The organism is Streptomyces similanensis (genome assembly GCF_039543625.1).
In the GTDB taxonomy this organism is placed as follows: domain Bacteria; phylum Actinomycetota; class Actinomycetes; order Streptomycetales; family Streptomycetaceae; genus Streptomyces; species Streptomyces similanensis.
Genome location: NZ_BAABKC010000095.1, coordinates 54,510 through 75,976 on the forward strand (window position 1 = coordinate 54,510; position 21,467 = coordinate 75,976).

A 21,467-nucleotide genomic window follows, 5' to 3' on the forward strand; every position below is an offset into this window, starting at 1 on the left:
AGCACCCGATCGGAAGTTCGAAGCCAAACCTTAGTGACCTGATCGTGATGAATTCAATTCCTCGGAGCACAAAACCCCACCACGCCCTCCATTACTTGCACGCGACTCACCACGAACGGCACACCGCGCCGGGGCCCGGAGGGCCGTCCGATCTCCTTCGCCGGCTCATAGGAACTCCTGCGGCCGACGCGTAACGTGAGGCACCATGAAGATCCTCATCAGCGCCGACATGGAAGGCGCGACGGGTGTCACCTGGCCGGCGGACGTGCTGCCGGGGACACCGCAGTGGGAGCGCTGCCGTTCGATGTTCACCTCCGACGTCAACGCGGCCGTGCTGGGCTTCTTCGACGGCGGCGCCGACGAGGTGCTGATCAACGAGGCCCACTGGTCGATGCGCAACCTGCTCCTGGAGCGACTGGACGAGCGGGCCGAGATGCTCACCGGGCGGCACAAGTCGCTGTCCATGGTGGAGGGCGTGCAGCACGGCGACGTGGACGGCGTCGCCTTCGTCGGCTACCACGCGGGCGCCGGCATGGAGGGCGTCCTCGCGCACACCTACCTCGCCAACCAGATCACCGGCGTGTGGCTGAACGACGTACGGGCCAGCGAGGGGCTGCTCAACGCGCACGTGGCCGCCGAGTACGGGGTGCCGGTCGTCCTCGTCACCGGGGACGACGTGGCCTGTGAGGACGCGCTCGGCTACGCGCCCGAGGCGCTGAAGGTCGCCGTCAAGGACCATGTGTCGCGTTACGCGGCCGTGTGCCGCACCCCGGCCCGCACCGCCGCCGACATCCGCGCCGCGGCCGGGCGGGCGACCGAGCTGGCGGTGCGTCAGGAACGCTCCGACGCAGGCCCGTTCACCGTGGCGGTGGAGTTCGACGCCGAGCACCTGGCGATGGCCGCCACCGTCGTCCCCGGCGTGTCCCGCGTCGGGGAGCGCAAGGTGGCCTACACCAGCGCCACCATGTACGAGGGGATCCGTACCTTCAAGGCGGTCACCACGATCGCCTCGGCCGCCGTGGAGGAACAGTATGGCTGACGCACTGGCACTGGACGAGGTCGTCCGGTTCACATCCGACCTGATCCGCCTCGACACCTCCAACCGGGGCGGCGGGGACTGCCGGGAGCGCCCGGCCGCCGAGTACGCCGCCGGGCAACTGGCCGGGGCGGGCCTGAACCCCCTGATGCTGGAGCGCACCCCGGGCCGCACCAACGTCGTCGCCCGGATCGAGGGCACCGACCCGTCGGCGCCCGCGCTGCTCGTCCACGGCCACCTCGACGTGGTGCCCGCCCGCGCCGAGGACTGGAGCGTGCACCCGTTCTCCGGCGAGGTGCGCGACGGCGTCGTGTGGGGGCGGGGCGCGGTGGACATGAAGAACATGGACGCGATGATCCTGGCCGTGGTCCGCTCCTGGGCCCGGCAGGGCGTGCGCCCGCGCCGGGACGTGGTGATCGCGTTCACCGCCGACGAGGAGGCCAGCGCCGAGGACGGCTCCGGCTTCCTCGCCGACCGGCACGCCGAGCTGTTCGAGGGCTGCACCGAGGGGATCAGCGAGTCCGGCGCGTTCACCTTCCACGACGGCGGCGGCCGGCAGATCTACCCGATCGCGGCCGGCGAGCGCGGCACCGCCTGGCTCCGGCTGACCGCGCGCGGCCGGGCCGGCCACGGCTCCCGGGTCAACGCGGACAACGCGGTGACCCGGCTGGCGGCCGCCGTCGCCCGGATCGGCGCCCACACGTGGCCGCTCAGACTCACCCCGACCGTCCGCGCGGCGCTCACCGAACTCGCCGCGCTCTACGGCCTGGAGCCTGACCTGCACAACGCGGACGCGCTGCTGGACAAGCTCGGCCCGGCCGCCGACCTGGTGGCCGCCACCGTCCGCAACAGCGCCAACCCCACCATGTTCGAGGCCGGTTACAAGGTCAACGTCATCCCGGGCGAGGCCGTCGCCCACATCGACGGGCGGTTCCTGCCCGGCGGCGAGGAGGAGTTCCGCGCCACCCTGGACCGGCTGACCGGCCCGGACGTCGACTGGGAGTTCCAGCACCGCGAGACGGCGCTCCAGTCGCCGGTCGACTCGCCGACGTTCGCGGCGATGCGCGCCGCAGTGGAGGAGTTCGCGCCCGAGGGCCACGTGGTGCCCTACTGCATGGCGGGCGGCACCGACGCCAAGCAGTTCTCCCGGCTCGGCATCACCGGCTACGGGTTCTCGCCGCTGAAGCTGCCCGAGGGCTTCGACTACCACCACATGTTCCACGGCGTGGACGAGCGGGTCCCGGTGGAGGCGCTGCACTTCGGCGTCCGCGTCCTCGACCGCTTCCTGCGGGCCGTCTGAACCCGGGCCGACGACCGGCCCCCGGTCACGGACGCGCCGCCCGAACCATCCGAACGCGAAGGGGAGACAGTGCAGACACTGCCGTACGGTTCCTGGCCCTCGCCCGTCGACGCGGCCCTCGCCGCCGCCCACGGCAGGCCGGAGTTCGCCGGCTTCGTCGGCGACGAGGTCTGGTGGACGGCGTGCCGGCCCGCGGAGGGCGGCCGGCGCACCCTGGTGCGGCGCACCGCCGACGGCGAGGAGGCGGTGCTGCCCGAACCGTGGAACGTCCGCAGCCGGGTCATCGAGTACGGCGGCCGGCCGTGGACCGGGACGGTGCGCGAGGGCGCGCCCCTGCTGGTGTTCGTGAACTTCGCCGACCAGCGGCTGTACTCCTGGCGGCCGGGCGGCGAGCCGCGCCCGCTCACCCCCCTCTCCCCGGTGGGCGACGGACTGCGCTGGGTGGACCCGCAGTTGGTCGCCGGGCGCGACGAAGTCTGGTGCGTCATGGAGGAGTTCACGGGCGAGGGCCCGAGCGACGTACGGCGGGTGCCGGCCGCCGTGCCGCTGGACGGCTCGGCCGCCGAGGACCGCGGCGCGGTCCGCGAACTCCTTGAGGACAGACACCGGTTCGTCACCGGGGCGCGTCTGTCACCGGACGGCCGCCGGGCGGTGTGGCTGGCCTGGGACCATCCCCGGATGCCGTGGGACGGCACCGAACTGCTGATCGCCGACGTCACCGAGGACGGCCGCCTCGGCGCGCCCCGCACCGTCGCCGGCGGCCCCGACGAGTCGATCGCCCAGGTCGACTGGGCCGCCGACGGCTCCCTGCTGTACGCGAGCGACCGCAGCGGCTGGTGGAACCTCTACCGCGACGGCCGGCCGCTGTGCGCGCGGGAGGAGGAGTTCGCCGGGCCGCTGTGGCGGCTCGGGCAGCGCTGGTTCGCCCCGCTGGAGTGCGGGCTGATCGCCGTCCTGCACGGGCGGGGCGCCGCCGCCCTCGGCATACTCGACCCGGAGACCGGCGAGGTCGTCGACGTACCGGGCCCCTGGACCGAGTGCGAGCCCACCCTCGCGGTGCACGGGGACCGGGTGATCGCGGTCGCCGCCGGTCCGGACCGCGGGCACGAGGTGGTGGAGCTGGACACCCGCACCGGACACACCCGGGTGGTGGGCGCCGCGCACCGCGACGCCGTCGATCCGGCCTACTACCCCCGGCCGCGGGCGCGTACCTTCACCGGCCCCGGCGGCCGCGAGGTCCACGCCCGCCTCTACCCGCCGCACCACCCCGAATACGCGGCGCCGGAGGGCGAGTCGCCGCCGTACGTCGTGTGGGCGCACGGCGGACCCACCAGCCGCTCGCCGCTCGTCCTCGACCTGGAGATCGCCTACTTCACCTCGCGCGGCATCGGCGTCGTGGAGGTCGACTACGGCGGCTCGACCGGGTACGGGCGCGCCTACCGCAACCGGCTGCGCGAGCAGTGGGGCGTGGTGGACGTCGAGGACTGCGCGGCCGTCGCCCTCGCCCTCGCCGAGGAGGGCGCGGCGGACCGGGACCGGCTCGCGATCCGCGGCGGCAGCGCGGGCGGCTGGACGGCCGCCGCCTCCTTGACCCGCACCGACGTCTACGCCTGCGGCACGATCCTGTACCCGGTGCTCGACCTGACCGGCTGGGCCACGGGGGAGACGCACGACTTCGAGTCGCGATACCTGGAGACGCTGGTCGGGCCGGTCGCGCAGGTGCCAGAGCGCTATGCCGAGCGCTCGCCCGCCACGCACGCCGACCGGCTGACGGCGCCGTTCGTGCTGCTCCAGGGCCTGGACGACGTGATCTGCCGGCCGGTGCAGTGCGAGCGGTTCCTGGCCCGGCTGGCCGGGCGGAAGGTGCCGCACGCCTACCTCACCTTCGAGGGCGAGGGGCACGGCTTCCGGCGGGCGTCGACCACGGTGCGGGCGCTGGAGGCGGAGCTGTCGCTGTACGCTCAGGTGTTCGGCCTGGACCCGGCAGGCGACCTCGCGACCCTGGAGCTCGACACGTGAAGGAACTGCGCCGTCCCGCCCGGCTCGCCCCCGGCGCCCGGGTGGCCGTCGTGGCCCCCAGCGGCCCGGTGCCCGAGGAACGGCTCCAGGCCGGGCTCGACGTGCTGCGCGGCTGGGACCTGGACCCGGTCGCCGCCCCGCACGTCCTGGACCGGCACGACGCCTTCCCCTACCTCGCCGGGACCGACGCCGCCCGGGCCGCCGACCTCCAGGGCGCCTGGTGCGATCCGGCCGTCGACGCGGTGCTGTGCGCCCGCGGCGGCTACGGCGCGCAGCGGATGGCGGACCTGCTGGACTGGGACGCGATGCGCGCGGCCGGACCGAAGGTGTTCGTCGGCTTCAGCGACATCACCGCGCTGCACGAGGCGTTCGCCACCCGGCTCGGCCTGGTCACCCTGCACGGCCCGATGGCGGCCGGCCTCGACTTCGTCAAGAACGCCCGGGCGCAGGACCACCTCAGGGCGACCCTGTTCGCGCCCGAGACGGTCACCACGATCGCCTCCGGCGGCGCCGCCCTGGTCCCCGGCCGGGCCAGGGGCGTGACGCTGGGCGGCTGCCTCGCGCTGCTCGCCGCCGAACTCGGCGCCCCGCACGCCCGGCCGTCGGCGGCCGGCGGACTGCTCTGCCTGGAGGACGTGGGCGAGGAGACGTACCGCCTGGACCGCTACGTCACCCAGCTGCTGCGCGCCGGGTGGTTCGAGGGGGTGCGCGGGGTGCTGCTCGGGTCGTGGGAGAGCTGCGAGGGACCCGACCGGGTGCGGGCGCTGCTCGCCGACCGGCTCGGCGGCCTCGGGGTGCCCGTCGCCGAGGACTTCGGGTTCGGTCACTGCGAAGGGGCGCTGACGATACCGTTCGGCGTCGAGGCCGAACTCGACGCGACGGCGGGCACGTTGACACTGGCGGCCCCGGCGCTGCGCTGAACGGGAACCACGCCCGCGTCACCTGACGCATCGTCAAAACACCCCGAAGCGGTGATTGACGGGGCCTGACACGTGTCACAGCATGGACGCAGCCGGTACTTACCGGTCGGTAACTACCGGCTGTCCTCAGTGTGGAGGTCCTGTGTCCCGTCGCGCGCCCGGAGTCCGCGCCGCCCTCGCCGCCGTCCTCGCCGCGGCACTCGCCGCGCCCCTCGCGCTCACCACGCCCTCCGCGCTCGCCGCCGCCGCGCCCACCGGGGCGTACCGGGTCACCGCGCTGCGGTTCACCGTCCGCCAGGGCGACCGCACCTGCGCCCTCGACGCCGACCTGTACCGGCCGGCCGGCGTGGACCGCGCCCACCCGGCGCCCGCCGTGCTCGCCACCAACGGCTTCGGCGGCAGCAAGAACGACGGCGCGACCGACCTGATCGGCGCCGCCTTCGCCCGCCGCGGCTACGTGGCCCTGGTCTACTCCGGCCTCGGCTTCGGCCGCTCCGGCTGCCTGATCTCCCTGGACCACCCGGACCTCGACGGCCGGGCCGCCGCCCGGCTGATCGACTTCCTGGGCGGAACCCGCGCCGCCGACGACGGCACCCGGGCCGACTACGTCACCTCGGACGGCGCCGGCGACCCGCGCGTCGGCATGATCGGCGGCTCCTACGGCGGAGCCGTCCAACTGGCCGCCGCCGCCGTGGACCACCGGATCGACGCGCTCGTCCCGATGGCCACCTGGAACGACCTGGCCTACTCCCTCGCCCCGAACAACGCGCTCGGCGCGACGGCCGTCCCCGGCGCCTTCAAGTGGCAGTGGACCGACGGCTTCTACCTCGTCGGCGAGAGCCGCCCGCTGATCGAACCGGCCCTCGACCCGTCCCGCTTCAACTCCCTGACTTGCCTGCACTTCGCGACCGGCTTCTGCGACGCCGTCCGCACCCTCAACTCCGGCGGCTACCCGCCTAACCGCACCGAGCGGCTGCTCGCCTACGCCCGCGCGGTCTCCCCGGCGTCCTACCTCGCCCGGGTGACGGCGCCCACCCTGCTCGTCCAGGGCCAGGCCGACACCCTGTTCAACCTCAACGAGGCCGCCGCCACCTACCGGGCGCTCAAGGCCCACGGCACCGAGACCAGGATGATCTGGCAGTCCTGGGGACACAGCGGCGGCGAGAACGGCCCCGGCTCCGGCGAATTCGCCTTCTCCCGGGACAATCTGGAGACCAGCTACGTCGGCCGGCGCGTCCTCGCCTGGTTCGACCGCCATCTGCGACGCCACCGGCACACCGGCCCCGGACCGGAACTGGCCTACTACCGCGACTGGACCGGCGGCCCGGAGCACGCCTACGCCACCGCCGACCGGCTCCCCGCCCCGACCCGGACCCTGTACCTGTCCGGCGACGGCGCCCTCGTGGACACCCCCGGCGAGGTCGCCCGCGGCAGCCGTACCTACGCCAACCAGCCGCTGCCCACCAGCCATTCGGAGAGCTCGCTGGCCGCACTGACCGGACTGCCCGACCCCGCGCCGCACGACGCCGACGGCACCTGCCTCGGCTGGACCGGCGCACCCCTGGACCACGCCCTCGTCGTCGTCGGCGCACCCCGCGCCACCCTCAGGGTGCACTCGCCGGACGCCGAACGCGGCCAGCGCTCCGCCGACGCCGCGGACCGGCTCGTCCTGTTCGCCAAGCTGTACGACGTCGCGCCGAACGGCGCCCAGACGCTCGTGCACCGGCTGGTCGCCCCCGTGCGCGTACCGGACGCGACCCGCCCCTTCACGGTGACCCTGCCGGGCATCGTCCACCGCTACGCGCCGGGCCACCGGCTGCGGTTCGTCATCGCGGCGAGCGACGACGCCTACTTCGGCAACCGGGGCGTCAAAGCGGTCACCGTCACCGCCGCGCCCGGCGACACCGGCACCCTCCGGCTGCCCGTCCTGGGCGACTGAACCCGGCGCACCGGCATAGGGTGTCGGGATGCCGCACACCGCCCCCCGCCACCTCGCCGAAGGCCCCCGCGTGGGCATCCGCCCCTTCACCCCCGACGACGCCGCCGAGTTCACCGCCCGCGTCCGGGAGAGCCGGGAGCTGCACCGCCCCTGGCTCTTCCCGCCGGCCACGACGGAGGCGTACGCCGCCTACGCGGGGCGGCTCATCGAGGACGAGGACCGGGCCGGCTTCCTGGTCTGCGACAAGGACGACGGCGGCGCCCTCGCCGGCTACGTCAACATCAACAACATCGTGCGGGGCGCCTTCCAGTCCGGCGCGCTCGGCTACGGCGCCTTCGCGCACGCCGCCGGACGCGGACTGATGAAGGAGGGCCTGAACCTCGTCGTCGGCCACGCCTTCGGCCCGCTCGGACTGCACCGGCTGGAGATCAACGCCCAGCCGGGCAACACCGCCTCCCTCGCCCTCGCCCGCTCCTGCGGCTTCCGCCTGGAGGGCTACTCACCGGCCATGCTCCACGTCGACGGGGAATGGCGCGACCACGAACGCTGGGCGCTCACCGCCGAGATGCGGACTTCCGGTTGATCTTCACGGTGTCGAGGTCCGTCACCGTCGAGCGCAGCTCACCGAAGCCGTAACCCAGCTCCCGCAGGGCCGTCCCGGCACGGTCCTCGGCGATCGCCGCGGCCATCTCCGCACCGTCCTCGGCGTCGCACACCACCACATAGCGCATCGAGAAGTGCTTCAGCGGCGCCGGCTCGTAGGAGAGCGAACCCTCCTCGGTGAACCGCATGCTCATCATCCCGTGGTCGGCCGCCTCGGCCAGCAGCCGCTCCCGCGCCCCCTCGGTCAGCCCGTCCCAGGCACCCCGGACGATCACCCGGTAGGTGTGCTGCGCGCTCATCGGTCAACCGCTCCTCGTCCCGTCCCGGACACGTCGCACGCGGCCGAAACACCTCACACCTGGTCGAAGGGCCGACTCTACGCGGCCGGGACCGCGCCGACCACGGGATTTCCGGGCCGCCGCCTTTGCGCAATCCTGACCGCCGGTGCCCCTGGTCAGCACACCGGCGACCGGGTTCCATGGTGATCGTGACGACGATCCGACATGAGGTACTCACGCTGCCGGCCGCACCGCTCGGGCCGGACAACCCGCTGCCGGCGCTGCGCCCGCTCGACGAGGTCCACCGCGTCGAGGACCGCGACAGGGCGGGCCTCCCGCACGACATGGCCCGCCAGATCGGCTACGCCCCGCTGCACAGCCTGCTCCCGGCGCCGGTCCGCGACGGCTACGGCAGAACCCGCCGGCCCCGGGCGATCGACGCCCTCGTCCTGGAGAACGACCGGCTGCGCGCCACCGTGCTGCCCGGCCTCGGCGGCCGGATCGCCTCCCTCGTCCACCTGCCCACCGGACGCGAACTCCTTTACCGCAACCCCGTGTTGCAGCCCGCCAACTTCGCCCTCAACGGCGCCTGGTTCTCCGGCGGCGTCGAATGGAACATCGGCGCCACCGGACACACCACGCTGTCCTGCGCACCCGTGCACGCCGCCCGCGTCCCCGCGCCCGACGGCTCGGCGATGCTGCGCCTGTGGGAGTGGGAGCGGCTGCGCGACCTGCCCTTCCAGGTGGACCTGTGGCTGCCCGACGGCTCCGACTTCCTGCACGTCGGCGTCCGCGTCCGCAACCCCCACGAGCGGCCCGTGCCGGCGTACTGGTGGTCCAACATCGCCGTTCCCGAGGAACGCCGGGTGCTCGCCCCCGCCGAAGCGGCCTGGCACTTCGGCTACGAGCGCCGGCTGCGCCGGGTGCCGGTCCCCGCGCACGACGGAGCCGACCGCACCTACCCCCGCGACAGCCCCTACGCCGCCGACTACTTCTACGACGTGCCCGACGGACGCCGCCGCTGGATCGCCGCGCTCGACGAGACCGGCCACGGACTGGTGCAGACCTCCACCGACGCCCTGCGCGGCCGGAAACTGTTCGTATGGGGCTCCGGACCCGGCGGACGGCGCTGGCAGGACTGGCTCACCGAGCCCGGCACCGGCGGCTACTGCGAGATACAGGCCGGCCTCGCCCGCACCCAGCTGGAGCACGTACGTCTTGAGGCGGAGAGCGAGGTGTCCTGGCTGGAGTCCTACGGCCCGCTCGACGCGCCGCCGCCGGCCGGGGAGTGGGACGCCGCGGTACGGCGCACCGAGGAGCGGCTGGAGGCGGTACTGCCGCGCGCCGCCGTCGACGCCGCCCACGCGGCCTGGAAGCCGTACGCCGACGCCGAACCGGAGGAGATCCTGAGCGCGGGGTCCGGCTGGGGCGCGCTGGAAGTGCTGCGCGGCGGCTGGAAGCTGCCCGGCACACCGTTTCCCGAGTCGACCCTCGGCGCGCAGCAGGAGCCGTGGCGGCGCCTGCTGCGCTCCGGCTCCCTGCCCGAACCGGAGCGGGCCGGGCCGCCCGGACCGAGCCTGGTCGCCCCGCACTGGCGTGACCTGCTGGAGACCGCGCCCGCGACGCCGGCCGCCGAGTACCACCTCGGCGTCGCCCAGTGGCACGCCGGCGACCGGGCGCAGGCGGTGCGCAGCTGGGAGCGGGCGCTCGAACTCGCCCCGCGGCACTGGCCGTCGCTGCGCTGCCTGGCCGTGGCCGACCGGGAGAGCGACCACCACGAGCGGGCCGCCGACCGGTACGCGCGGGCCTTCGACGCCCTGTGCCTTGAGCGCTCCGGCGACGGCGAACGGGAGACGGCGGCCGTCGCCGCGCTCGGCCGCGAGGCGATCGAGGCGCTGCTGCGGGCGGGCCGCCCGGCGGACGCCCGCATGGTGTGGGAACGGGTGGACCCGGCGACCCGGGCCCGCGGCCGGTTCCGGCTCGCCGAGGCGGAACTGCTGCTCGCCGAGGGGCGGCCCGAGCGGGCGCGGGCCGTCTTCGACGAGGGCTTCGAGGTCGCCGACCTGCGGGAGGGCGACGAACGCCTCGGCCAGGTGTGGCGCCTCGCGGGCGGCGGCGACCTGCCCGCGCGCTACGACTTCCGGATGCGCGCGGAGCCCTCGTGAGCGGCCGTGCGCTCAGGCGCGGCGGTCCACGTACTCGTAGACCGCGCCGTCCGGGTGCATGGCGATGAGGTTGCGGCCCGCCGGGGTGGTGACCGGGCCCGCGACGACACGCGCGCCGAGCCCGGTCAGCACCCGGTGGGCGTCCTCGACGTCCTCGACGGCGATCGTCGCCGCCACCTTGCGCAGCACCTCCAGCTCCGCCTCCGGGCCGCTCATCAGCAGGAAGCAGCCGACGGCGGCCACCTGCACGCCGCCGCGCTCGAAACGCAGGGCGGTGCCGCCCGCCAGCCGTTCGTAGAAGGGGACCGCGGTCTCCAGGTCGTCGACACAGACGCGCAGGCTGGCTCCCAGAATCTCCATGCGGCCGAGCCTAGCCGGTGCGGTCGGCGCCCCTCATGTCCCGTGCTCAGTGCGGGAGTTGCGGCAGCACCTTGGTGCGGTAGAAGTCGAAGAAGCCGCGCTGGTCGGGTCCGATCTGGTTGACGTAGACGCGGTCGAAGCCGGCGTCGGCGAACTCCTTGAGCGTGGCCACGTGCTGGTCGACGTCGTCGCCGCACACCACGTTCTCCCGTACGGCGTCCTCGGTGACCAGCGGCTTGAGCTGCTCGAAGTGCCGGGGGCTGGGCAGCACCTGGCCCATCTCGCCGGGGAGTTGCTCGTTGTACCACAGGTCGTGCACGGTGCGGACGCACTCCTCGCGGTCGGTGCCGAAGCACACCTTCGTGCCGCCGCTGACGAGCTTGGCGCCGCCCCCGCCCTTGCGGTACCGGGTGACCATCTCCTCGTCCGGCGCCATCGTGATGTAGCCGTCGCCCACCCGCGCCGCGAGCGCGGTCGCCTTGGGGCCGAAGCCGGAGACGTCGATCGGTACGGGCTCGTCGGGGACGGTGTAGAGACGGGCGTTCTCCACGGTGTAGTGCGTGCCGTGGTGGGTGACCTCCTCGCCGGTCAGCAGTCGGCGGATCACCTGCACCGCCTCCTCCAGCATGTCCATCCGCACCCCCGCCGGGGGCCAGCGGTCGCCCAGGATGTGCTCGTTGAGCGCCTCGCCGGTGCCGACGCCGAGCCGGAAGCGGCCCTCGGTCATCACCGCGCTGGTGGCGACCGCCTGCGCCACCACGGCCGGATGGATCCGCACCGTCGGACAGGTGACGGCCGTCTCGATGGGCAGCGACACCGCCTCGGACAGCGCCCCGATCACCGACCACACGAACGGGCTCTGGCCCTGCGCGTCGTTCCACGGGTGGTAGTGGTCGGAGATCCACAGCGCCTGGAACCCGGCCTGCTCGGCCATCCTGGCCTGCTCGACCAGGTCCGCGGGGCGGTACTGCTCGCACGAGAGGAAGTAGCCGTACTCGGGCATGGGAGGACACCTCCGGGACGGGGACGGGCGGGGGACGGGCTGCCGAGTACCCGGCGCCGACGGCGGAAACCGGAGGCCGGGCCCCCGGTCGCACCGGGCCGGTGACCGGCCGCGCCGGCCCGGCGACCGGAGCGGCGCGGTCGCTCCGCCGGACGCCGGCGCACGTTTGGCCACCCCGGCCGGGGGGACGCGGTCAGTTCCGTACCACGCACGTGACAGCGCCGGAGGCGAACCGTGGGTCGACCCCGCACAGTGATCGTCGGTGCCGGCTTCGCCGGATACCGGGCGGCCCGGACCCTGTCCCGGATGTCCCGGGGCAAGGCCGACGTGACCCTGCTCAACCCGACCGACTACTTCCTGTACCTGCCGCTGCTGCCCCAGGTCGCCGCCGGCGTCCTGGAGCCGCGCCGGGTCACCGTCTCCCTGTCCGGGACGCTGCCCGGGGTCCGGCTCGTCCTCGGCGAGGCCGACGGCATCGACCTGGACGCGCGCACCGTGCGTTACACCGGGCCCGAGGGGCGCGCCGGGACGCTGGCGTACGACCGGCTGGTGCTGGCGGTCGGCAGCGTCAACAAGCTGCTGCCGATCCCCGGCGTCGCCGAGCACGCGCACGGCTTCCGCGGGCTGCCGGAGGCGCTGTACCTGCGCGACCACGTGACCCGGCAGATGGAGCTCGCGGCGGCCGCCGGGGACCGGGACGAGTGCGCGGCGCGCTGCACGTTCGTCGTCGTGGGCGCCGGTTACACCGGCACCGAGGTCGCCGCGCAGGGAAAGCTGTACACCGACGCGCAGGTGCGCCGCCGCCCGCTGCCCTACGGCGTGCGGCCGCGCTGGATGCTGCTGGACATCGCGCCGCGCGTCCTGCCCGAGCTGGACGAACGGCTCTCGCGCACCGCCGACCGGGTGCTGCGGGAGCGGGGCGTCGATGTGCGCATGGGCGTCTCCGTGAAGGAGGCGACGCACGAGGGGGCGCTGCTGACGGACGGCGAGTCCGTGCCGACCCGCACCCTCGTGTGGTGCGTGGGCGTACGGCCCGATCCGCTGGTCGAGGGCACCGGGGAGCCGCTGGAGCGCGGGCGGCTCGTGGTGGACCCCTACCTCCAGGTGCCGGGGCGGCCGGAGGTGTTCGCGTGCGGGGACGCGGCGGCGGTGCCCGATCTGGAGCACCCCGGCGGGTTCACGCCGATGACCGCGCAGCACGCCTGGCGGCAGGGCCGGATCGCCGCCGTCAACGTCGCCGCCTCGCTCGGCGTCGGACAGGCGCGGCCCTACCGCCACCGCGACCTCGGGTTCGTGGTGGACCTCGGCGGAACCCGGGCCGCCGCGAACCCGCTGGGCGTTCCGCTGTCCGGCCTCCCGGCCGGGGTGGTCACCCGCGGCTACCACCTCGCGGCGATGCCGGGCAACCGGGTGCGGGTGGCCGCCGACTGGCTGCTGAACGCCGTACTGCCGCGCCAAGCCGTCCAGTTGGGCCTCGTACGGTCCTGGTCGGTGCCGCTGGAGTCGGCGTCCCCGGAACTGGCCCGGGTCCCGGGCGGACCGACCGGGCGCACGGACGCCGACGCCGGAGGTACGGGCGGGTCCGGGCCCGGTGGGGGTGTGCGGGAGCCGGGCGAAGGGGCGCGGGAGTCCGGTGAGACCGGGGGAGTGCCCCTCACCGAGATCATCGACAACACGGAGAAGGCCCAACTGGCGGGCGCGGAACCGGCCCCGCACCCGCAGCCGCCCACGAAGCGCTCGGCCGACCGCCCGATTGCGGAGCCCGCGAAGGGCCGGCCGGGCGGCGAGCCCGCCGGCAGCCAACCAGCTCCTGAGCCTGCGAAGAACCAGCCGGGCGGCCCCGAGCCCGCCCAGAGCCGGCCGGGCGGTGAGCCCGCGGGCAGCCAGCCAGGCCCCGAGCCCGCCAAGAACCAACCCGGCGGCGAGCCCGCCAAGAACCAACCCGGCGGTGAGCCCGCGAAGAACCAGCCCGGTGGGCAGGCGGCGGGCTCCGGCGCCGCGGCCGGGCGGGGGCGGCCGGGCGGGAAGTCCGGGCGGGCGCGGCCGGGGCCCGGGCCCCGGCGGAACCAGCCGGGCGGCGAGTCCGGCCGCGACCGGACGGGCGGGCGGCAGGCGAAGGCCCAGCCGGGCCCCGAGCCGGCCCGGGGCGGCTCCGGCGGACGGCCGGAGCGCGGCCGGACGGCCGCCGAAGCCGGGGAGCGGGCCGAGGGCCCGACCGCTCCCGCCGAGGAACGCCGGCCGGACCGCGGCCCCGCCGCACCGCACCCCGGCCCGGGCCCCGTCAGGCGTATCGACATTCCCACGGAAGGAGACTCATGAACAGCGACGAACTCGTCGAGCTCGGACAGCAGTTGAGGGTGGACAGTGTGCGGGCCGCCGCAGCGGCCGGCTCCGGGCACCCCACGTCCTCGATGTCCGCCGCCGACCTGATGGCCGTACTGCTGGCCAACCATCTGCGTTACGACTTCGATCAGCCCGACCACCCCGGCAACGACCGCTTCGTCCTGTCCAAGGGGCACGCCTCCCCGCTGCTGTACTCCGCCTTCAAGGCGGCCGGCGCCATCGACGACGACGAACTGCTCACCTTCCGCAAGCTGGGCAGCCGCCTGGAGGGCCACCCCACGCCGCAGCGGCTGCCGTGGGTGGAGACCGCCACCGGCTCCCTCGGACAGGGCATGCCGATCGGCGTCGGCATCGCGCTGGCCGGCAAGCGACTGGACCACGCCGACTACCGGGTGTGGGTGCTGTGCGGTGACAGCGAGCTGGCCGAGGGCTCCATCTGGGAGGCCGCCGAGCACGCCGGGTACGAGCACCTGGACAACCTGACCGTGATCGTGGACGTGAACCGGCTCGGCCAGCGCGGCGCCACCCGGCACGGCCACGACCTGGACGCCTACGCCCGCCGCTTCCGCGCCTTCGACTGGCACACCATCGAGATCGAGGGCCACGACGTGGACGCCGTCGACCGCGCCTACGGCGAGGCGATCTCCACCACCGGCCAGCCCACCGCCATCATCGCCCGCACCCTCAAGGGCAAGGGCGTCAAGGCCACCGAGGACCGCGAGGGACTGCACGGCAAGCCGCTCAAGGACGCCGACGAGGCGATCGAGGAACTGGGCGGCGTACGCGACCTGCGCGTCCGGGTGCACGCACCGCCGGCCACCCCCGCGCCGCGCACCGCCGGACGCGACGGCCTGGACCTGCCCCGCTGGGACAAGGGCGAGGAGGTCGCCACCCGCGATGCCTACGGCAAGGCGCTCGCCGCGCTCGGCGCCGCCCACGGCGACGTGGTGGCCCTGGACGGCGAGGTCGGCGACTCCACCCGCTCGGAGTTCTTCGCCAAGGAGCACCCCGAGCGCTACTTCGAGTGCTACATCGCCGAACAGCAGATGGTCGCGACGGCGGTCGGCATGTCCCGGCGCGGCTGGGTGCCGTACGCCTCCACCTTCGCCGCCTTCCTCACCCGGGCCTACGACTTCGTGCGGATGGCGGCCGTCAGCGGCTCCGGCCTCAACCTCAACGGCTCGCACAGCGGCGTCTCCATCGGACAGGACGGGCCCAGCCAGATGGGTCTCGAGGACCTGGCGATGATGCGGGCGATCCACGACTCGACCGTGCTCTACCCGAGCGACGCCAACCAGACCGCCAAGCTCGTCGCCGCCATGGCCGACCTCGACGGCGTCCGCTACCTGCGCACCTCGCGCGGCGAGAGCCCGGTCATCTACGGGCCCGACGAGGAGTTCCCGGTCGGCGGCAGCAAGGTGCTGCGCGCCTCCGACGGCGACCGGCTGACGATCGTCGCCGCGGGCGTCACCCTGCACGAGGCGCTGCGGGCCGCCGACGCCCTGCACGAGGAGGGCATCCCGGTGCGGGTGATCGACCTGTACTCCGTCAAGCCCGTCGACCGGGACACGCTGCGCCGGGCCGCCGAGGAGACCGGCTGCCTGCTCACCGTCGAGGACCACCGCGAGGAGGGCGGCCTCGGCGACGCGGTGTGCGACGCCTTCGTCGACGGCCGGCCCACCCCGCGCCTGGTCCGCCTCGCCGTCCGGACGATGCCCGGCTCGGCCTCGCCCGAGGAGCAGCTGCACGCCGCCGGCATCGACGCCGAGTCCATCGCCGCCTCCGCCCGGCTGCTGGTGGAGGAGGCGGTGGTGCGGTGAGCGACGAGCCGTACACCCACCGCAACACCCGCCGCTGACCGAGGACCTGCGCGCACCGGCGGACCCCGCGCGGGCCGCCGGTGCGCGGGGATGCGTGTGCCTGTGAAGGTTTGGCCGAGGATCCAGCGGCCACCCGGAGAAGAGAGGTGGCCATGTCGAACACGAATCACGCATCCGAGTCTCAGGACTCACAGAAGTCACACAAAACTCAGGAGTCACGCACCGAAAACGAGGAAAGCGGGAACGGCGAGCGTGCGGCGACCCGCCGGATGAGCCCCGTCGAGGTGCTGCGCGAGGCGCGCGCCCAGCTGGCGGAGCTCGCCGGGGTGACCGCGGAGTCCGTCACCTCCTTCGAGCGGACGGACGACGGCTGGTCACTGGAGGTCGAGGTCCTCGAACTGGAGCGGGTGCCGGACACGATGAGCCTGATGGCGAGCTATCTGGTCGAGATCGACCCGGAGGGCCTGCTCACCGGCTACCGCCGGCTGCGCCGCTACGAACGCGGCCGCGCCGACGCCAAGAGCCGGTAGGGCGCACGCACACACGCGATGACGTTTTTCATTCCACTTCCACTCACAGACAAGGAGGCACGGTCGGCATGACCGTTGTCCCGGCACAGACGTCCGGCGGCGGAGGCGGCAGCAGCGGCCTCTACGACGTATTGGAGCTCGTCCTCGACAGGGGGCTGGTGATCGACGCGTTCGTGAGGGTCTCCCTGGTGGGGATCGAGATTCTGAAGATCGACGTACGTGTCGTCGTCGCCAGCGTCGACACGTATCTGCGGTTCGCCGAGGCCTGCAACCGGCTCGACCTGGAGGCCGGCCCGCGCAAGAGCCCCGGTCTGCCCGAGATCGTCGGCGAGGTCACCGAGTCCGGTGCGCGCGGCAAGTCCAAGGGCGCGCTGTCCGGCGCCGCGCAGACCGTCTCCGACGCCTTCAAGCAGGCGCGCTCGGAGGGCTCGGAGGAGAGCCAGTCCCAGTCCCGGCCGCGTACGCGCAAGGCGACCGCGTCCCGCAGCAGGAAGGAGGAGCAGGAGTGAGCACTTACGTCTACGGCATCACGGCCGCCTCGCACCCGGCGCTGGCCGAGGGCTTGGCCGGCGTCGGCGAGCCGCCGCGGCCGGTGCGGGTGCTGACGGCCGGCGACCTCGCCGCCGTGGTCAGCGACGCGCCCGAGAACCTGCGCCCCAAGCGCAAGGACCTGCTCGCCCACCAGAACGTGCTCAGCGAGGCCGGCGCGGACGGGTGTGTGCTGCCGATGCGGTTCGGCAGCGTCGCCCCCGACGACGACGCGGTCACCGGTGTGCTCACCGAGCGCGCCGAGCACTATGCCGAGCGGCTGCGGGAGCTGGACAACAAGGTCGAGTACAACGTCAAGGCGAGCCACAACGAGGACGCCATACTGCACCGCGTGATGTCGGAGAACCCGGACATCCGGGCTCAGGCCGAGGCCAACCGGCAGTCGGGCGGCGGGAGTTACGACGACAAGATCAGGCTGGGCGAGATGGTCGCCGCCGCCGTCAAGGCGCGCGAGGCCGACGACGCCGCCCAGGTGGTGAACGCCGTCGAGGGTGAGGCCGCCGCGATCAGCCAGGGCCCGGAGTCCACCGGCTGGCTGGTCAACGCCTCCTTCCTGGTCGACCGGGACGCGGCGGCCCGGTTCCTGGAGACGGTCGAGCAGGCCCGCCAGGACCTGCCGCACCTCGAACTGCGCGTCAACGGGCCGCTGCCGCCCTACAGCTTCGTCGAGCCCGGCCCGGCCGAGCCGGCGGGCACCACGGCAGGGGCCGACGCGGGAGCGGAGTAAGGGCCATGGGACTGATCTCGGAGGTGCTGCTGCTGCCGCTCGCTCCGGCGCGCGGCGGCGCCTGGGCGATCAGACAGGTGTTGCACGAGGCGGAGCGCATCTACTACGACCCGGCCACCGTACGGGCCGAACTGGCACAGCTGGAAGAGCGGTTGGAGGCGGGCGAGATCTCCGAGGAGGAATTCGACCGCCAGGAGGACGAACTGCTGGACCGGCTGGAGATCGGCATGCACGGCGGCGCGGGCACGGGTGAGGGGACGGCACGATGAACCGAACGGCTATAGGCCTCGCAGTAGGGGCCGGCTATCTGCTGGGACGCACGAAGAAACTGAAGATGGCCGTCGCCGTCGGCAGTCTGGTCGCGGGCAAGAAGCTGAACCTCACCCCGCGCGGGGTGGCGGAACTGGTCAGCAACCAGCTCAAGGACAATCCCCAGTTCAAGGAGATCGGGGACCAGCTGCGCCAGGACATGAGGGGCGTCGGCAAGGCGGCCTCCGGCGCGATGGTGGAGCGGCAGATGTCCGCCCTCGCCGACCGGCTCCAGGGCCGTACGGCGAAGGTCCGCGACGGACTGGCCGGCGTCGTGTCCGACGGCGGCGGCAAGGGCTCCGCCGGCCGGAAGGGCGGCGAGGAGGAGTACGAGGACGACTACGACGACCGTGAGGGCCGCGAGGCCGACACGGACTCGGAGGACTCAGAGGACTCCGACGAGGCGGAGGAGGAGTCCTCGGACGGCTCCCGTAAGGCCGCCGGCCGGCGCGAGGGCGGTCCGGCCCGCAAGGCGGCCGCCAAGGCGCCCGCGAAGAAGGCGGCCCCCGCCAAGCGGGGGGCCCGTTCCGAGCAGGCCGGCACGCCGGCCAGGAAGACCGTCAAGAAGGCGGCGAAGAAGGCCCCCGCCAAGAAGACGGTGGCGAAGAAGACCGCGGCCGGCCAGTCGGCCGCGAAGAAGACGGCCTCGTCCGGCGGTGCTCGGCGCACCTCCCGGACCCGGACGCCGAAGGACGGTGGTGACCGATGACCGAGGCCCTCGGATCCGCGAAGTCGGCCGCCGGCAAGGCGACCAAGGACAACCCGCTGACCAATCTCGCGCACAGCGAGGCCGCCGACCGGCTCAAGGCGGAGGCACAGGAGTACCTGTCGGCTCAGGCCGAACGGCTGCTGAGCGGCCTCGGCCGCAAGCTCGGTGAGACCACCGGCAAGCTCAACGACATCGCCGAGGGCAACAGCCCGGGGTTCGCGAAGATGGCGCTCGACGGCGGTCGCAAGCTCGCCGAGGGCAAGGGGCCGGTGCGCTCCGCGCTGGAGGTCGGCGCCTCCCACGCCAAGGACAGCGTGATCGGCGCGTTCAAGAACCTCGGCGGCAAGGGCAAGGGCAAGAGCAAGCGCGGCGGAGGCAACAAGCCCACCGTCATCATCGAGTCCATCGACGTGGGCGTGCCCCAGCGCACCGCCTACGACCAGTGGACCCAGTTCCAGGACTTCAGCACCTTCGCCAAGGGCGTCAAGAGCGCCAGCCGCGCGGACGACACCACGTCCGACTGGCAGGCGAAGATCTTCTGGTCCAGCCGCAGCTGGAAGGCCAAGACCACCGAGCAGATCCCCGACTACCGCATCCAGTGGTCCTCGGAGGGCGCCAAGGGCACCACGAAGGGCGTCGTCTCCTTCCACGAGCTGGAGGAGAACCTCACCCGCGTCCTGCTGGTCATCGAGTACTACCCGAGCGGCCTCTTCGAGAAGACCGGCAACATCTGGCGCGCCCAGGGCCGCCGGGCCCGGCTCGACCTGAAGAACTACGCCCGCTTCATCACCCTCAAGGGGGAGGCGGAGGACGGCTGGCGCGGTGAGATCCGCGACGGCGAGGTCGTCCGCAGCCACGAGGACGCGGTGGAGGAGGAAGAGGAGCAGGCCGCCCAGGACCAGGAGCAGGAGCCTGAGGAGGGCGAGGAGCCCGAAAACGCCGAGGACGCCGAGGACGCTGAGGACTCCGAGGACTCGGAGGAGGCCGCCGCCGAGGGCGAGGAGCCCGAGGAGGAGGAGTCGGAGGAGGAGCCCGAAGAGGGCTACGAGGGCGAGGAAGAGGAAGAGGAGGAAGAGGAGCCCTACGCCGAGGACGAGGAGGAGGGCCCCGAGGCCGCCGAGGAGGAGGACGGCGAGTACGAGGAGGAGCCCGGCGAGGAGGCCGAGGGCGAAGCCGAGGAGGAAGAGGAGCCCGAGGAGGAGTACGAGCACGCTGAGGGCGGGAGCCGTCGATGACGACCCCGAGCCGCCTGCCGGACTCCTACGGCCCGAGCAGCGGCGCCAACCTCGCCGACATCCTTGAACGGGTGCTCGACAAAGGTGTCGTCATCGCCGGCGACATCCGCATCAACCTGCTCGACATCGAACTGCTCACGATCAAGCTCCGGCTCGTCGTCGCCTCGGTCGACAAGGCCAAGGAGATGGGCATCGACTGGTGGGAGAGCGACCCGGCGCTCTCCTCCCGGGCCCGTCGTGACGAACTGGCCCGGGAGAACGCCGAGTTGCGTGAACGACTGGCCCGGCTCGAGGAACTCGGCCTGGAGCGGGGCGCCGAGCGCACGGAACGTGCGCTCCCGAAGGAGAAACCATGAGCGGACTGCGGTACGTCTACGCCCTCTGCCGTCCCCTGGAGGCGCCCCTGCAGGCGCAGTTGACGGGAGTGGCCGGCGCACCGGCCAAGCCGTTGCACCACCACGGCCTGGTCGCCGTCGTCAGCGAAGTCCCCGAACAGGACTTCACCGAGGAGGCGCTGCGTGCCCATCTGGAGGACCTGGACTGGCTGGCCGCCACCGCCCGCGCCCACCAGGGCGTGATCGACGCGCTCACCGTCGTCACCACCCCGCTGCCGCTCAGGCTGGCGACCGTCTTCCGGGACGACAGCGGGGTGCGCTCCATGATCGAGTCCCGTGAGGAGCACTTCCGCCGGACCCTGGACCGGCTGACGGGGCGCGTGGAGTGGGGAGTCAAGGTCTATCTGGAGTCCGAGCGGGCGGAGGAGAGCGAGGCGGCCGAGGCGGCCGAGGAGCGGTCCGCTCCGAAGGCCGCCTCCGGCCGCGACTACCTGCGCCTGCGCAGGCAGCAGACCAGGGCGAGCGAAGACCTGTGGCAGCGGGCCGAGACGTTCGCGACCGGGCTGCACGAGCGGCTGGCCGCGTTCGCCGAGGAGTCCCGGCTGCACGCGCCGCAGAACGCCACGCTCTCCGGCGCCGCCGGCCGCAACGTCCTCAACGCGGCCTATCTGGTGCCGCGCGACCGGTCCGAGGAGTTCGTGGAACTCGTCGACCGCACCAAGGACGACGCGCCCGGCCTGCGCGTCGAACTCACCGGCCCCTGGGCGGCGTACTCCTTCGCGGGTGAACTCCCGGGGGAGGGGGGCTCATGACGGTCGTCGAGCGCCGTGAGATCGCCCTGGTCGACCTGCTGGACCGGCTGCTGGCCGGCGGGGTCGTCATCACCGGGGACGTCACCCTGCGCATCGCGGACGTGGACCTCGTCCGCATCGACCTCAACGCGCTGATCAGCTCGGTCAACGCCCAGGTGCCGTCCCCCTTCGAGATCGTGGAGGAGGCGCCGTGACCCCGCGCAAGCGACTGGAGCTCGAACCGGACACGGTGGAGCGCGACCTGGTCAAACTCGTCCTGACCGTCGTGGAGTTGCTGCGCCAGCTCATGGAGCGGCAGGCGCTGCGCCGGTTCGACGAGGGAGACCTGACCGAGGAGCAGGAGGAGCGCATCGGCCTGACGCTGATGCTGCTGGAGGACCGCATGGCCGAACTGCGGGACCGCTACGGACTGCGGCCCGAGGACCTCAACCTGGACCTCGGCCCGCTCGGCCCGCTGCTGCCCCGGAACTGAACC

Annotated in this window: 22 protein-coding genes; 19 read left to right on the top strand and 3 right to left on the bottom strand. The window is 73.5% G+C overall.

Annotation, left to right across the window (positions count from 1 at the left end; all coding sequences use genetic code 11):
• Nucleotides 1-205 precede the first annotated feature (205 nt).
• The 6 genes from ABEB07_RS29225 (at nt 206) to ABEB07_RS29250 (ending at nt 7,797) form a co-directional block, all read left to right on the top strand.
• Nucleotides 206-1,039, top strand: coding sequence for a M55 family metallopeptidase (locus tag ABEB07_RS29225; RefSeq protein WP_176151149.1), 834 nt, complete (start codon nt 206-208; stop codon nt 1,037-1,039).
• Nucleotides 1,032-2,336: a M20/M25/M40 family metallo-hydrolase gene (locus tag ABEB07_RS29230; RefSeq protein WP_176151150.1), complete on the top strand. Its 1,305-nt coding sequence runs from the start codon at nt 1,032-1,034 to the stop codon at nt 2,334-2,336. The genes ABEB07_RS29225 and ABEB07_RS29230 overlap by 8 nt, the downstream gene beginning before the upstream one ends.
• A gap of 69 nt (nt 2,337-2,405) precedes the next feature.
• On the top strand, nt 2,406-4,355 hold the full coding sequence (locus ABEB07_RS29235; RefSeq protein WP_345671087.1) for an LpqB family beta-propeller domain-containing protein: 1,950 nt from the start codon (nt 2,406-2,408) through the stop codon (nt 4,353-4,355).
• Nucleotides 4,352-5,275, top strand: coding sequence for a S66 peptidase family protein (locus ABEB07_RS29240; protein WP_345671088.1), 924 nt, complete (start codon nt 4,352-4,354; stop codon nt 5,273-5,275). The genes ABEB07_RS29235 and ABEB07_RS29240 overlap by 4 nt, the downstream gene beginning before the upstream one ends.
• Before the next feature lie 142 nt (nt 5,276-5,417).
• A complete protein-coding gene (locus tag ABEB07_RS29245) occupies nt 5,418-7,214 on the top strand; it encodes a CocE/NonD family hydrolase (RefSeq protein WP_345671090.1) in 1,797 nt (598 codons plus the stop codon).
• A gap of 28 nt (nt 7,215-7,242) precedes the next feature.
• A complete protein-coding gene (locus tag ABEB07_RS29250; protein WP_176151154.1) occupies nt 7,243-7,797 on the top strand; it encodes a GNAT family N-acetyltransferase in 555 nt (184 codons plus the stop codon).
• Here the strand turns inward: ABEB07_RS29250 and ABEB07_RS29255 are convergent.
• Nucleotides 7,769-8,116 carry a DUF6204 family protein gene (locus tag ABEB07_RS29255; protein WP_345671092.1) on the bottom strand — a complete coding sequence of 116 codons (348 nt, stop codon included), beginning with the start codon at nt 8,114-8,116 and terminating at the stop codon, nt 7,769-7,771. The two genes, ABEB07_RS29250 and ABEB07_RS29255, sit on opposite strands and share 29 nt — an antisense overlap.
• A 179-nt stretch (nt 8,117-8,295) precedes the next feature.
• On the opposite strand from ABEB07_RS29255, the gene ABEB07_RS29260 reads away from it, so the two are divergent.
• Nucleotides 8,296-10,260 carry a DUF5107 domain-containing protein gene (locus ABEB07_RS29260; protein WP_345671093.1) on the top strand — a complete coding sequence of 655 codons (1,965 nt, stop codon included), beginning with the start codon at nt 8,296-8,298 and terminating at the stop codon, nt 10,258-10,260.
• 12 nt (nt 10,261-10,272) lie between these two features.
• On the opposite strand, the gene ABEB07_RS29265 is transcribed toward ABEB07_RS29260, so the two are convergent.
• The gene (locus ABEB07_RS29265) at nt 10,273-10,620 is read right to left on the bottom strand and encodes a VOC family protein (protein ID WP_176151157.1); all 348 of its coding nucleotides are present in this window, start codon (nt 10,618-10,620) and stop codon (nt 10,273-10,275) included.
• Between the two features lie 46 nt (nt 10,621-10,666).
• The gene (locus ABEB07_RS29270) at nt 10,667-11,623 is read right to left on the bottom strand and encodes an LLM class F420-dependent oxidoreductase (protein WP_345671094.1); all 957 of its coding nucleotides are present in this window, start codon (nt 11,621-11,623) and stop codon (nt 10,667-10,669) included.
• A 252-nt stretch (nt 11,624-11,875) separates the two neighbouring features.
• On the opposite strand from ABEB07_RS29270, the gene ABEB07_RS29275 reads away from it, so the two are divergent.
• From ABEB07_RS29275 to ABEB07_RS29330, 12 genes are all read left to right on the top strand, one after another.
• A complete protein-coding gene (locus ABEB07_RS29275; RefSeq protein WP_425589092.1) occupies nt 11,876-13,942 on the top strand; it encodes an FAD-dependent oxidoreductase in 2,067 nt (688 codons plus the stop codon).
• Nucleotides 13,939-15,786: a transketolase gene (locus ABEB07_RS29280; protein WP_345671097.1), complete on the top strand. Its 1,848-nt coding sequence runs from the start codon at nt 13,939-13,941 to the stop codon at nt 15,784-15,786. The genes ABEB07_RS29275 and ABEB07_RS29280 overlap by 4 nt, the downstream gene beginning before the upstream one ends.
• Before the next feature lie 152 nt (nt 15,787-15,938).
• Nucleotides 15,939-16,316 (top strand): gas vesicle protein GvpO, encoded by a 378-nt coding sequence (locus ABEB07_RS29285; RefSeq protein WP_345671098.1) that lies wholly within the window; start codon nt 15,939-15,941, stop codon nt 16,314-16,316.
• Between the two features lie 68 nt (nt 16,317-16,384).
• Complete coding sequence (locus ABEB07_RS29290) at nt 16,385-16,825, top strand: gas vesicle structural protein GvpA (protein ID WP_164588182.1); 441 nt, start codon at nt 16,385-16,387, stop codon at nt 16,823-16,825.
• The gene (locus ABEB07_RS29295; protein WP_345671099.1) at nt 16,822-17,592 is read left to right on the top strand and encodes a GvpL/GvpF family gas vesicle protein; all 771 of its coding nucleotides are present in this window, start codon (nt 16,822-16,824) and stop codon (nt 17,590-17,592) included. The genes ABEB07_RS29290 and ABEB07_RS29295 overlap by 4 nt, the downstream gene beginning before the upstream one ends.
• A 5-nt stretch (nt 17,593-17,597) precedes the next feature.
• On the top strand, nt 17,598-17,861 hold the full coding sequence (locus ABEB07_RS29300) for a gas vesicle protein GvpG (RefSeq protein ID WP_176151163.1): 264 nt from the start codon (nt 17,598-17,600) through the stop codon (nt 17,859-17,861).
• Nucleotides 17,858-18,610: a PE-PGRS family protein gene (locus ABEB07_RS29305; protein WP_345671100.1), complete on the top strand. Its 753-nt coding sequence runs from the start codon at nt 17,858-17,860 to the stop codon at nt 18,608-18,610. The genes ABEB07_RS29300 and ABEB07_RS29305 overlap by 4 nt, the downstream gene beginning before the upstream one ends.
• Entirely contained in the window at nt 18,607-19,845 is a 1,239-nt protein-coding gene (locus ABEB07_RS29310; protein WP_345671101.1) for an SRPBCC family protein, read from the top strand. The genes ABEB07_RS29305 and ABEB07_RS29310 overlap by 4 nt, the downstream gene beginning before the upstream one ends.
• Nucleotides 19,842-20,201, top strand: a complete 360-nt coding sequence (locus tag ABEB07_RS29315; RefSeq protein ID WP_164588187.1) for a gas vesicle protein — start codon at nt 19,842-19,844, stop codon at nt 20,199-20,201. The genes ABEB07_RS29310 and ABEB07_RS29315 overlap by 4 nt, the downstream gene beginning before the upstream one ends.
• Nucleotides 20,198-20,992 carry a GvpL/GvpF family gas vesicle protein gene (locus tag ABEB07_RS29320; protein WP_176151167.1) on the top strand — a complete coding sequence of 265 codons (795 nt, stop codon included), beginning with the start codon at nt 20,198-20,200 and terminating at the stop codon, nt 20,990-20,992. Before ABEB07_RS29315 ends, ABEB07_RS29320 begins: the two co-directional genes overlap by 4 nt.
• On the top strand, nt 20,989-21,186 hold the full coding sequence (locus ABEB07_RS29325) for a gas vesicle protein (protein ID WP_164588189.1): 198 nt from the start codon (nt 20,989-20,991) through the stop codon (nt 21,184-21,186). The genes ABEB07_RS29320 and ABEB07_RS29325 overlap by 4 nt, the downstream gene beginning before the upstream one ends.
• Nucleotides 21,183-21,464, top strand: a complete 282-nt coding sequence (locus ABEB07_RS29330; RefSeq protein WP_164588190.1) for a gas vesicle protein K — start codon at nt 21,183-21,185, stop codon at nt 21,462-21,464. Before ABEB07_RS29325 ends, ABEB07_RS29330 begins: the two co-directional genes overlap by 4 nt.
• Nucleotides 21,465-21,467 lie beyond the last annotated feature (3 nt).

Excerpts from the sequence above, each read along its gene's own strand:
- ABEB07_RS29225 (WP_176151149.1), top strand. The coding sequence starts at position 206 with ATGAAGATCCTCATCAGCGCCGACATGGAAGGCGCGACGGGTGTCACC.
- ABEB07_RS29230 (WP_176151150.1), top strand. The coding sequence starts at position 1,032 with ATGGCTGACGCACTGGCACTGGACGAGGTCGTCCGGTTCACATCCGAC.
- ABEB07_RS29250 (WP_176151154.1), top strand. The coding sequence starts at position 7,243 with ATGCCGCACACCGCCCCCCGCCACCTCGCCGAAGGCCCCCGCGTGGGC.
- ABEB07_RS29255 (WP_345671092.1), bottom strand. The coding sequence starts at position 8,116 with ATGAGCGCGCAGCACACCTACCGGGTGATCGTCCGGGGTGCCTGGGAC.
- ABEB07_RS29260 (WP_345671093.1), top strand. The coding sequence starts at position 8,296 with ATGGTGATCGTGACGACGATCCGACATGAGGTACTCACGCTGCCGGCC.
- ABEB07_RS29265 (WP_176151157.1), bottom strand. The coding sequence starts at position 10,620 with ATGGAGATTCTGGGAGCCAGCCTGCGCGTCTGTGTCGACGACCTGGAG.
- ABEB07_RS29270 (WP_345671094.1), bottom strand. The coding sequence starts at position 11,623 with ATGCCCGAGTACGGCTACTTCCTCTCGTGCGAGCAGTACCGCCCCGCG.
- ABEB07_RS29280 (WP_345671097.1), top strand. The coding sequence starts at position 13,939 with ATGAACAGCGACGAACTCGTCGAGCTCGGACAGCAGTTGAGGGTGGAC.
- ABEB07_RS29285 (WP_345671098.1), top strand. The coding sequence starts at position 15,939 with ATGTCGAACACGAATCACGCATCCGAGTCTCAGGACTCACAGAAGTCA.
- ABEB07_RS29290 (WP_164588182.1), top strand. The coding sequence starts at position 16,385 with ATGACCGTTGTCCCGGCACAGACGTCCGGCGGCGGAGGCGGCAGCAGC.
- ABEB07_RS29300 (WP_176151163.1), top strand. The coding sequence starts at position 17,598 with ATGGGACTGATCTCGGAGGTGCTGCTGCTGCCGCTCGCTCCGGCGCGC.
- ABEB07_RS29305 (WP_345671100.1), top strand. The coding sequence starts at position 17,858 with ATGAACCGAACGGCTATAGGCCTCGCAGTAGGGGCCGGCTATCTGCTG.
- ABEB07_RS29310 (WP_345671101.1), top strand. The coding sequence starts at position 18,607 with ATGACCGAGGCCCTCGGATCCGCGAAGTCGGCCGCCGGCAAGGCGACC.
- ABEB07_RS29315 (WP_164588187.1), top strand. The coding sequence starts at position 19,842 with ATGACGACCCCGAGCCGCCTGCCGGACTCCTACGGCCCGAGCAGCGGC.
- ABEB07_RS29320 (WP_176151167.1), top strand. The coding sequence starts at position 20,198 with ATGAGCGGACTGCGGTACGTCTACGCCCTCTGCCGTCCCCTGGAGGCG.
- ABEB07_RS29325 (WP_164588189.1), top strand. The coding sequence starts at position 20,989 with ATGACGGTCGTCGAGCGCCGTGAGATCGCCCTGGTCGACCTGCTGGAC.